The organism is Methanoregula sp. PtaB.Bin085, assembly GCF_002067035.1.
Lineage (GTDB): Archaea > Halobacteriota > Methanomicrobia > Methanomicrobiales > Methanospirillaceae > Methanoregula.
In genome coordinates this window covers 1-1,633 of sequence record NZ_MVQB01000001.1, presented here as the reverse complement: position 1 = coordinate 1,633, position 1,633 = coordinate 1, and the positions used below count along the sequence as shown (strand labels likewise).

At 57.7% G+C, this 1,633-nt stretch carries 3 protein-coding genes; all 3 read right to left on the bottom strand.

What is annotated here, in order from left to right:
• A partial coding sequence (locus tag A4E33_RS00015; protein WP_292345239.1) for an iron-containing alcohol dehydrogenase occupies positions 1 to 438 on the bottom strand: 438 nt, incomplete at its 3' end.
• A 194-nt stretch (positions 439 to 632) separates the two neighbouring features.
• Positions 633 to 1,448 (bottom strand): ABC transporter ATP-binding protein, encoded by an 816-nt coding sequence (locus A4E33_RS00010; protein WP_292345236.1) that lies wholly within the window; start codon positions 1,446 to 1,448, stop codon positions 633 to 635.
• Position 1,449: 1 nt separating this feature from the next.
• The coding region (locus tag A4E33_RS00005) for a hypothetical protein (protein WP_292345233.1) at positions 1,450 to 1,633 on the bottom strand (184 nt) is incomplete at its 5' end.

Sequence of the window (1,633 nt, the reverse complement as noted above, 5' to 3'; positions counted from 1 at the left end):
GGTGCCGGCGGTCGTGGGGATGCAGATGAGGGGGGGCGGCGGGATCACGACGTTGTCGACGCCTTCGAATTCAAGGATATCCTTCCGGTTGGAGAAGACAACCCCGATACCCTTTGCGCAATCGATCGGGCTTCCGCCGCCAACGACCACGATGCTGTCGCACCCGGACTCGGAGAAGAGCCGGGCACCGTTCATCACCTCGTTATTGCGCGGATTGGGGGACACACCGAAAAATGTTGTGTACCGGATCCCTTCCTCCTCAAGGCTGCCGGTCACGTCCTTGACCCAGCCGGCCTTGTTCACTTCGGGGCCTGACACGACGAGAACATGGCGGGCGCCGAGATTTTTTGCATACCGGCCGGCGAGCAGTCGTGCTTTTTCCCCGACAACGAATTCCGGCGCAACGAACTTGCGAAGTTCGAACCGCGACTTGTCCATTGTATATCCACCTCCGGAAACGGTTCCGTCAAAGTCATTAAAGGGGGAGCAGCTATTTCAAAATTGTGGCAGGGCGGGTGTGCTGCCCGGCGGATAATTCTTCAAAGGCCGGGGTTTACCGGCACGGGAGAACCCCAGGAGCCGGAGTTGTCGCACCTGGTCGCCGTTCGGGTGAGCCCTGACAATACCAGCCTTCAATATCCTGTTGCGTAATAATACCCTCCCTCTTCCCGGACATGGAGCGGGACATGGAACAGGTCCCCGATCTTCTCATCGGTCAGCATCTCCGCCTTTTTTCCGTCTCCGCAGAACCTGCCGTCCTTCATCAGCACGACACGGGATATCTCCGGGATGATATCGTGCAGGTTATGGGTCACGAGGATGATGCCGGTACCTGACCGGGCGACCTTGCGAAGGGTCTGGCGGAACGTATGGAGGGCATGGAGATCCAGACTGTTGGTTGGTTCGTCAAGGATCAGGGTCTTCGGTTCGTGGACAAGAGCCCTGCCGATCAGGAGCCGCCGCGACTCCCCCGTGGACATGGCAGTCATCGGGCGGTCTTTGAGGTGTTCGATCTCAAGGAATTCGAAAATCTCATCGGCTTTCCGCTCCATCGCCGGAGTAACTGTGCGGTTAAAGAGCCCTATACTTGAGAAGAAACCGGAGAGAATGACTTCTTGACCGGTGAGAGGGCGGGCAAACGTGAACTGGAGATCGTTTGAGACGATACCGATTGTCGATCGGAGCTCGAACACGTCCCACACATCCCTGCCATGCATCCTGAACACAACGCTGTTGTCACCGCTCGCGGGATACAGTTCCCGGACAATTGTTTTAATGAACGAAGACTTGCCGGCGCCATTGGGGCCGAGGATTGCGATGTTCTCTCCCTCGCGGATCCTGATCGACAGGGAGTCGAGGATTTTTATATCGCCATGATACACGGTGACGTTCTGAAACTCGAGGAGGTACGGCTTTCTCTCCCGTGCCAGTGATGATGACATTTTCATATCAGGCCCCGCCCGCAACCAGATCGAGGCGGATCAGGTACCGGTGCATCCCGCAGTCCTCCGCGTACGTCATGGTGCCCCCGGCCCGCCCGGCAAGCCCGTGGAGGAAACGCCTGGTTTTTTTCTGTTCGGGAATCGTATCGGCGGGTACCGATCCGGAGATGATCACTGCCGCACACGATTCT

Coding starts and splice junctions, on each gene's coding strand:
- A4E33_RS00010 (WP_292345236.1), bottom strand. CDS start 1,448: ATGAAAATGTCATCATCACTGGCACGGGAGAGAAAGCCGTACCTCCTC.